Genomic DNA, 8,179 nt, shown 5'->3' with positions numbered 1-8,179 from the left:
GCAGGCGCGGGCGCCGCGGCGGGCGCGGATGCGGGCGCCGATGCGGGCGCGGCGACGGACGCAGGCGCGGGTGCAGGTGCAGGTGCGGGCGCGGGCGCAGGTGCAGGCGCAGGCGCAGCCGCGGGCACGACGACCGGCCCGGAGAACACCTCCGTCATCTGCTCGTCGATCTCCGACGGCGCGGGCGCAGCTTGCAGCGCCGTGGCCATGTACCTTTGCAGCACCGGCGCGCCTTGGTTCACCGAGCCCGGATGCACGCCCGTCTCGGCGTCCTCGTCGGCGGGCAGGTGCGCGAACTCGTGCGGCACGGGGACCCCGGGCGGCGGGTTCGGCGCGGGCAGCCACGCGGGCGCGGAGCCCGGGACCGACGGCGGCGGCGCGGGCGGAGGCACCGATCCGGTCGGCTTCCGCTCCCGCGCGGCTTGCGCGATCTGCCCGATCCGATCGACGAGCAGCCGGCCCTCGGGCGGCGAGAACGGCAGGAGCGCGTGGGCGAACGCGTGCACGCTCCGGAAGCGCGCCTCGACGTCCTTCGCGAGCGCCCAGCCGATCACCGTGTCGAGCTCCCTCGACACGTCGCCGCGCAGCTGCGACACCGGCATCGGATCCTCGCGCGTGATCTGCAGCATCAGGTACGCGGCTTCGCCCTGGAACGGCGGACGACCTGCGAGCATCTCGTAGAGGATCGTCCCGAGCGACCACACGTCCGTGCGTGCGTCGACGTCCTTCGCCTTGCGCACGAGCTCCGGCGACGCGTACGGCGTCAGGCCGAACATCGCCGTCCCCGTGATCTCGCCCGTCGCGTCCTGCGCGCCGCCGAGCAGCTTCGCCGTGCCGAAGTCCGTGATCTTTATCAACGGCGCGCCGCCGGTCCGTTGCGTCACGAACAGGTGCGACGGCTCGAGGTCTCGCACGACGATGCTGTTCGCGTGCGCCTCGGCCACGGCCTCGCAGGCTTGCAGCACGAACAGGATCGCGTCGTGGAGCGGCAGCGGACCGGTCTTGCGGACGTGCCGTTCGAGGTCGATGCCTTCGAGGTACTGACGGACGAGGTAAAACGTCCCGTCGGCCTCGTTGCCGACGTCGATGATCCGCGCGACGTGCTCGGAGGCGATCTTCGAGAGGGCGCGCGCCTCGCGGCGGAAGCGCTCGATCTCGCGTTGATCGGCCTGGTGCGGCAGGAGCAGCTTGATGATGGCCCGCTGGTCGAACGCGGTGTGGAACGCGTCCACCGTGAGGCCATGTTTACGCCCGAGGATGGCGCGAACGCGGTATTTACCGCCGATCAGGGCGCCGGGATGGATTTCGTTGGCGGAGCGCATGACTCGTCGTTGTCGGCGAACCGGATCGCGCGCCCATTCTTGCATGCCCTCGCCGGGAGGGGTAGACGCGTGCGTCCCGGCGAGAGACGCCACGCCACCGCACCATGAAGCGCAGCAACCGACCCGGCCCCTACGACAACCTCCCCGACGTGCGGGATGGCTTGACCCGCAAGGAGCGCATCGTCCTCTGGGTCCTGCACCAGACGCAGGAAGAGCGCCGGGGCCGCAACGTGCCCACGGCGATGCTCTACGGCCGCGTCGTCGAGCACATCGACATGAGCGTCGAGGAGCTCCAGCGCATCCTCGCCCGCCTGGCCGCTCCGCAAGAAAACACCCGCGGCAAGCCCTGACGGCCGGACGGGCTCAGCCGGCCTTCGGCAAGGTGATCTTCGGCTCCTTCGGGTGACGCCGGTAGAGCAAGATCGTCCGACCGAGCACCTGCACCAGCTCGGCCCGCACGGCCGGCGGGATCTTCTCGGCGAGGTCGCCGCGCTCGTCGGGGCACTCGGTCCCGACCCGCACCTTGACCAGCTCGTGCTGCTCCAGCGCGTCATTCACGGCGGAGACGATGCCGTCGGTCAGCCCGTTCTTCCCGAGCTGGACCACGGGATCCAGGTGATGGCCGAGCGCGCGCAGGTGGCGGCGCTGCTTTCCTGTCAGGCTCATGCGGTCCTCTTTCTCGGCCGACGCGGTCGAGGGACGGCCGGCCTAGTCCCCCGGCCCCTCCACGTCAAGCGCGCCCGCGCTCCATTGCCGGACGCACCCGCCCCCTCCATGTTCCGCGCGTCGCGCCGACGAGGCGCGAGAGGAGGAGGGACGCGTGCAAGAGGAACGCGTGCAAGAAACGGAACGTACCACGTTCGTCCTCATCGCCGACGCGAGTCGGGCCCGCCTGTTCCGGCGCGGCGAGACGAACACCTGGCTCGAGCTCGTCGAGGAGTTCGAGCACCCCGAGAGCCGCGCCATGGCCCGCGACCTCATGGCGGACAAACCCGGCCGCGCCTTCACCGGCGGCGGCCAGACCGCCGGCCGCGGCGCCAAGGAATACGCCACCGACCCGAAGGACGTCGAGGCTCAGAAGTTCGCGCGCAGCCTCGCCGACCGGCTCGCCTCGCTCTACGACGCGCATGCTTTCCACGATCTCGTCCTCGCCGCGCCGCCGAAGTTCCTCGGCCTGCTGCGGGGCACGCTCGCCGCGCACACGAACCACGTCGCCGAAGCCGTCGTCGGTTCCCACGAGAAGGATTACACGCAGCTCGACGTGCGTACGATCGCCGAACGCATCGCCGCCTGAACCCCGGGGCACGGAATCGTCGAGCGCAGCTGCGCAGGCGAAGGTATACCGGGGCCCTCCATGAGTGACGTGGCCCCGATTCCCAGTGCTTCGCGCATCGTGGACGCGACGGAGGCAGAAGGGCCGCGGTCCATGCGCGCGCAGCTTCGCGAGATTGCCGCGCTCGGCGGCCCGATCACGCTGAGCTTCGTCGCCAATCAGCTCCTCGGGTTCGTCGACACGGCCATGGTCGGCCGCCTCGGCGCCACCGCGCTCGCCGCCGTCGGCATCGGCAACGGCATCTTCTTCAGCGTCACCGTGCTCTTCATGGGCCTCATCCTGGGCATGGATCCGCTCGTCTCCCAGGCCGAGGGCGCGGGCGATCGCGCCCGCTCGCGCGCCGTCCTCGGCCAGGCCGCGCGCCTCGGCTTGCTCCTGTCGCTCCCGTGCATGGCGCTCATCGTCCTCGCCGGCCTCCTCGTCGGCCGCGTCGGCATCGACCCGGAGACCTCGCGCAACGTCTTGCACTTCATGCTCGGCCGCCTCCTCAACGTCGTGCCTTTCCTCCTGGTCACGGCGTGCCGCGTGTACCTCCAGGCCCGCGGGCACACGCGCGCGCTCGTGTGGTCGGCCATCTGGGCGAACGTCACGAACGTCATCGGCAACATCCTCCTCATCTACGGCGACGAGGGCCTCGTCTACTTCGGCCTCCCGCGCATCGGTTTGCCCTCGCTCGGCGTCCTCGGCTCCGGCCTCGCGTCGAGCCTCGCCGCGGTCGTCTCCTTCGGCGTCATCTTCCGCGAGATCGTCCGACGCGAGGGCGTGGTCCGTGCCGAGGAGCTCCGCGCCGATCGTGAAACCACGCGCGCGATCGTCCGGGTTGGCTGGCCCATCGGCACGCACCTGCTCGCGGAGGTCGGCGCCTTCTCGATCGCGGGCGTCTTCGCCGGGTGGATCAGCCCGCAGGCGGCTGCGGGCCATCAGGTCGCGCTCTCGCTCGCGAGCCTCTCGTTCACCATCGCGCTCGGCATGTCGAACGCGACCTCCGTCCTCGTCGGCCGCGCCGTCGGCCGCGGCGATCCCACGGGCGCACGCCATGCGGGCCTCCTCGGCATCGTCGCGACCTGCGCCGTGATGGGCCTCTCGGCCGTCGTCTTCGCCGCGGCCCCCGCGGTGTGCGCGCGGATCCTCACGGACAAACCCGACGTCCTCGAGGCCGCGGTCCCGCTCATTCGCATCGCTGCGATCTTCCAGCTCGCGGACGGCGCGCAGGTGGTCGCGGCGGGCGCGCTCCGGGGCGCGGGGGATACGACGTCGGCGCGGAATGCGAACGTGCTCGGGTATTACGCGTTCGGCATTCCGCTCGCGCTCTTGCTGGGGTTCGCGGTCCACATGGGCGCGGTCGGGATCTGGTGGGGGCTCACGGCGGCGCTCTTCGCCGTCGCATCGGCGCTCGTCATCCGGTTCGCGCGGCTCACGCCGGCGCAGATGAAGCGAATCTGACGGGGCTACGGTCTCCGGCGCGCGCGCTGGCTAGCGCACGGCGTACTGCAGCAACAACACACCATTGCGGTATACCTTCGTCGACAGCAGCGTGAGGTTCACGTGCGCGGGGAGCTTTGAGACCAGGGGAATTCCGGCGCCGAGCAGCAACGGATTCAGCTTGATCAGCACCTCGTCGACGACGCCCTCGGCGAGCAGCATCCCCGCGAGCTCCCCGCCGCCGGCCAGATAGATGGGCTTCCCCTCTTCGGCCTTCAGCTTGCGAACGACGCCCACGGCGTCCTCCGCGATGACCTTCACGCGCGGATTCGGGCTCTCCTTCAGGGTCTTCGAGAAGACGTACGTCTCCATCATCGGATACGGATCCGTCACCCCGACTTTCAGCCCGATATCGTACGTACGCCGGCCCATCAGCACTGCGCCGTAGCCCGCGAACGACGCGACGTATTCGTCGACGTGCGGCCCTTCGTTGCAGAAACAATCGAACGAATCGTCTTCGCGCGCAATGAAACCGTCGACCGTGACAGCCACGTGATACACGACTTTTCTCATACCGATCTCCAGGTACACGCTGGCCTACGTGCCAGCGTCCAAGCAGGCAGCAACCACGTTTTCGGCTCCGCCACGAGCGACCGACCGCCGCTCGACTTCCACCCGACGCATCCACGAGGGACGAACGGGGAGGAGCAGCGGTGCTCGCAATGGCGGGGGTTCGTGCTCAGCGAGAGAAGACCATAGGACGACGCTTCGTCAGCGTCGCGGCGACCTTACCCACCTCCCGCAGACCTTGCAAGAAAATTCGCAATCTCCTGGGGCCGTTCGTCGGGGCACAGCATTCTTTTGTCCTCATACATTTTCCTTTGATGGACAAATGTTTCCACCGATGCCACCCTCCTGTGATGGCACGCCTGCTCCTCGTCTCGAACCGCCTGCCCGTCACCGTGAAGGTCGAGCATGGCGAGGTCCACGTCACCCGGAGCGCCGGAGGCCTCGCGACCGGCATGAAGGGCCCGCACGAGCGCTCGGGAGGCCTTTGGCTCGGCTTTCCCGGCGACGTCTCGCGCCTCCCGCCCGATCAACGCGCCGCCGTCGAAGCGCGCCTCGAAGAGCTCCGTTATGTGCCGCTGCACCTCTCCCCGGGCGAGGTCTCCAGGTTTTACGAGGGATTCTCCAATGGCGTCCTCTGGCCCCTCTTCCATTATCTGCTCGATCAGGTCCCCATCGGCGAACGCGACTGGGAGAGCTACCGCCGCGTAAACGAGCGATTCGCCGACCTCGTCGCCGCCCACCACCGCGAAGGCGACATCGTCTGGGTCCACGACTATCAGCTCATGCTCGTCCCCGGCCTCCTGCGGAAAAAAATCCCGAACGCGCGGATCGGCTTTTTCCTCCACATCCCTTTCCCGTCCTCGGAGGTCTTTCGCATCCTCCCGTGGCGCACCCAGATCCTCGAAGGCCTGCTCGGCGCCGACCTCATCGGTTTCCACACGCTCCCGTACCTCCGCCATTTCGCGTCCGCGCTCCTCCTCGTGCTCGGCCTCGAAGCCAACGTCGATCGTGTCTTCACCGAAGGGCGTGAGGTCCGGCTCGGCGCCTTTCCCATGGGCATCGACGCCGCCGCGCTCTCCGCCCTCGCCGACTCGCCGGAGATCATTGCCGAGGCGCAATCGCTCCGCCAGCCCGGCCAGCGCATCCTGCTCGGCATCGACCGCCTCGATTACACGAAAGGCATCCCGCGGCGCCTCCTCGCCCTCGAGCGCCTCCTCGAACGCGAGCCCTCGCTCCGCGGCAAGGTCCGCCTCGTCCAGGTCACCGTCCCCTCGCGCACCAACGTCGAGGCCTACCAGGGCTTCCGCAGCAAGGTCGACGAGCTCGTGGGCCGCATCAATGGCGCCTACGCCACGGTGCACTCCGTGCCCATTCACTCCATGTATCGCTCCTTCAACGAGCGCCAGCTCGCCTCCCTGTATCGCGCCGCCGACGTCATGCTCGTCACGCCCTTGCGCGACGGAATGAACCTCGTCGCCAAGGAGTTCGTCGCGTCCCGCACCGACGAGGACGGCGTGCTCGTCCTCAGCGAGTTCGCCGGCGCCGCCTCCGAGCTCGGCGACGCATTGCTCGTCAATCCGTACGACATCGGCGGCGTCGCGGCCACGCTGAAGCGCGCCCTCACGATGCCCGAGGGCGAGCGACGACAGCGCATGCAAAACCTCCGGCAGCGGGTCCTCGCGCACGACGTCCACGACTGGGCGCAGAGCTTCCTCTCCACGCTCGACGAGCAATCCGATGCGTCGAGCACGCGCCCCCTCGGCGTGACCGCGCCCGCGGCCCTCGAACGCCTCACGGCCGAGCTCCGCGAAGCCCAGCGCCTCACCGTGGTCGTCGATTACGACGGCACCCTCGTCCGATTCGCGCGCGCGCCCGACGAGGCCGCGCCCGACCCGGACCTCCGGCGCCTGCTCACGGACCTCTCGCGCCGCCCTGGCACGCGCGTGCACGTCGTCAGCGGCCGGTCGCGCGACGCCCTCGGGCGCTGGCTCGGCGACCTGCCCATCTCGCTCGCCGCCGAGCATGGCTTCTGGACGCGCGACGCCGAGGAGCGAGAATGGCGCGCCCGCAAGGACATCCCGTCCGATTGGCACGCGAGATTCCTCCCCTTGCTCCAGCAATTCGTCGCCCGCACCCCGGGCACCTTGCTCGAAGAAAAGAGCGCCTCCCTCACGTTCCATTATCGCATGGCCGACCCCGAGTTCGGCGCGCTCCAGGCCAAGGAGCTGCGGCTCCACCTCGGCGACCTGCTCAAAAATACGCCCGTCGAGATCCTCCCCGGCGACAAGATCGTCGAGATTCGCCCCATGGGCGCGGGGAGCGGCGCGCTCGTCGCCTCGCTCCTCGAAGGCGCTCCCCCCGGCGCCCGCCTCGTCGCGCTCGGCGACGACCTCGTCGACGAGGAGATGTTCGCCGCGCTCCCGCCCCCGCACGTCGCCGTGCACGTCGGCCCTCGCCCGAGCCGCGCTCCCTACCGTTTGTCGGGGCCCATGGCCGCCCGCGCGTTCCTCCAGGCCATTGCCGCGGATTAACCCCCCGGAGACTTGCGCATGATGCGCTCCGGCGGCGCGAGCCCCGCGGGAATCAACCCGCGCGCGTCGAGCGCCTGCACGATCCGCGTCGTCCGCGACACCTCTCCTCCCCTCGCCGCCTCGATCCGCGCCGCCGCCTGATGCCATGCGGGCACGTACCGCAGGGCCGGCGGCAAATGCCTCGCCCCGCGCAGCGCGCCGAGCGCGCGCTCGTACGCTCGTTTTGCCTCCGCGTCCCAGGGCAAACCCACGGCGCTCCGCCACCGCTCCGGCAAGAGCCCCGCGCAGAGCCGCGCGGCGCCGCGCATGTACGGCGGCCCGAACAGCACCCGCAGGATGTCCCGCGCCATCTCGCCGAGCTCGAGCCGCTCCTCCACCATTCGCTCGAAATATCGCTCGAAGCTCTCCCAGTTCAGCGGCAATTGCTCCGGGGGCAAACCCACCACGGCGCCCCATCGCTTCGACTCCTCGTAGAAGCGCGCCCGCTCGCCCCGATCGAGCGGCATGACGACCGCCTCGTACGTCGTCAGCGCCCCCTTGACCAGCGTGGCGAACACCCATTGCATCGCGGCCGGGTCGTTCGCGCGATACCGCTCTCCTCTCCGCGTCACGCTCGAACGCGAGGAGATCGACCCACGGACCCGCTCATGGATCTGGAAGATGCGCTCGCCCACCTCGATCGACATCGAGAGATCGCCGAAGACGAGCGCGTGCGTCGCGTACACCGTTCGCCGCGTCCTCGCCATCAGCTTCGTTTGATAATCGCTGAACTTTCCCACGCCCTCGGCCACCTCGGGCAAGAGGACCTCCAGGACCACCGCCGGCGGAATGGCGGCGAGCATCGCCCCCTCCCGCCAGATGCGCCGCACCATCCCCTCCTGCGCGAAAAGCCCTTCCACCGGGCCCTCCGCGTGCTCACGCGCGTAGGCGAGGCAACGCTCCCACTGCTGCGGGTCCTTCTGGGAAATCGGCGGGATGCTTTCGCGGGCTCCTGGCATTGC

The 8,179-nt window shown here is 69.6% G+C and carries 8 protein-coding genes; 4 read left to right on the top strand and 4 right to left on the bottom strand.

Annotation, left to right across the window (positions count from 1 at the left end; translation table 11 throughout):
• Nucleotides 1-1,322 (bottom strand): serine/threonine-protein kinase (locus QHF85_RS13265; protein WP_281327519.1); only part of this gene is annotated, 1,322 nt, incomplete at its 3' end.
• A 104-nt stretch (nt 1,323-1,426) separates the two neighbouring features.
• On the opposite strand from QHF85_RS13265, the gene QHF85_RS13260 reads away from it, so the two are divergent.
• Nucleotides 1,427-1,672, top strand: coding sequence for a hypothetical protein (locus tag QHF85_RS13260; RefSeq protein ID WP_281327518.1), 246 nt, complete (start codon nt 1,427-1,429; stop codon nt 1,670-1,672).
• A gap of 13 nt (nt 1,673-1,685) precedes the next feature.
• Here QHF85_RS13260 and yhbY read toward each other — a convergent pair whose 3' ends face one another.
• Nucleotides 1,686-1,988 carry a ribosome assembly RNA-binding protein YhbY gene (yhbY, locus tag QHF85_RS13255; RefSeq protein WP_281327517.1) on the bottom strand — a complete coding sequence of 101 codons (303 nt, stop codon included), beginning with the start codon at nt 1,986-1,988 and terminating at the stop codon, nt 1,686-1,688.
• Nucleotides 1,989-2,142: 154 nt separating this feature from the next.
• Here yhbY and QHF85_RS13250 point away from each other — a divergent pair, with 154 nt between their 5' ends.
• Together QHF85_RS13250 and QHF85_RS13245 are read left to right on the top strand one after the other, a co-directional pair.
• Nucleotides 2,143-2,616 (top strand): host attachment protein, encoded by a 474-nt coding sequence (locus tag QHF85_RS13250; RefSeq protein WP_281327516.1) that lies wholly within the window; start codon nt 2,143-2,145, stop codon nt 2,614-2,616.
• A 60-nt stretch (nt 2,617-2,676) separates the two neighbouring features.
• Nucleotides 2,677-4,098 carry an MATE family efflux transporter gene (locus tag QHF85_RS13245; protein WP_281327515.1) on the top strand — a complete coding sequence of 474 codons (1,422 nt, stop codon included), beginning with the start codon at nt 2,677-2,679 and terminating at the stop codon, nt 4,096-4,098.
• Between the two features lie 30 nt (nt 4,099-4,128).
• On the opposite strand, the gene QHF85_RS13240 is transcribed toward QHF85_RS13245, so the two are convergent.
• Nucleotides 4,129-4,650 carry a dihydrofolate reductase family protein gene (locus QHF85_RS13240; protein WP_281327514.1) on the bottom strand — a complete coding sequence of 174 codons (522 nt, stop codon included), beginning with the start codon at nt 4,648-4,650 and terminating at the stop codon, nt 4,129-4,131.
• 347 nt (nt 4,651-4,997) lie between these two features.
• On the opposite strand from QHF85_RS13240, the gene QHF85_RS13235 reads away from it, so the two are divergent.
• On the top strand, nt 4,998-7,178 hold the full coding sequence (locus QHF85_RS13235; protein WP_281327513.1) for a bifunctional alpha,alpha-trehalose-phosphate synthase (UDP-forming)/trehalose-phosphatase: 2,181 nt from the start codon (nt 4,998-5,000) through the stop codon (nt 7,176-7,178).
• Here QHF85_RS13235 and QHF85_RS13230 read toward each other — a convergent pair.
• Complete coding sequence (locus tag QHF85_RS13230) at nt 7,175-8,176, bottom strand: oxygenase MpaB family protein (protein WP_281327512.1); 1,002 nt, start codon at nt 8,174-8,176, stop codon at nt 7,175-7,177. The two genes, QHF85_RS13235 and QHF85_RS13230, sit on opposite strands and share 4 nt — an antisense overlap.
• Nucleotides 8,177-8,179 lie beyond the last annotated feature (3 nt).

It is taken from the genome of Polyangium sp. 6x1, from assembly GCF_029946515.1.
Classification (GTDB): domain Bacteria; phylum Myxococcota_A; class Polyangia; order Polyangiales; family Polyangiaceae; genus Polyangium.
This window is presented reverse-complemented; position numbering and strand designations above follow the sequence as displayed.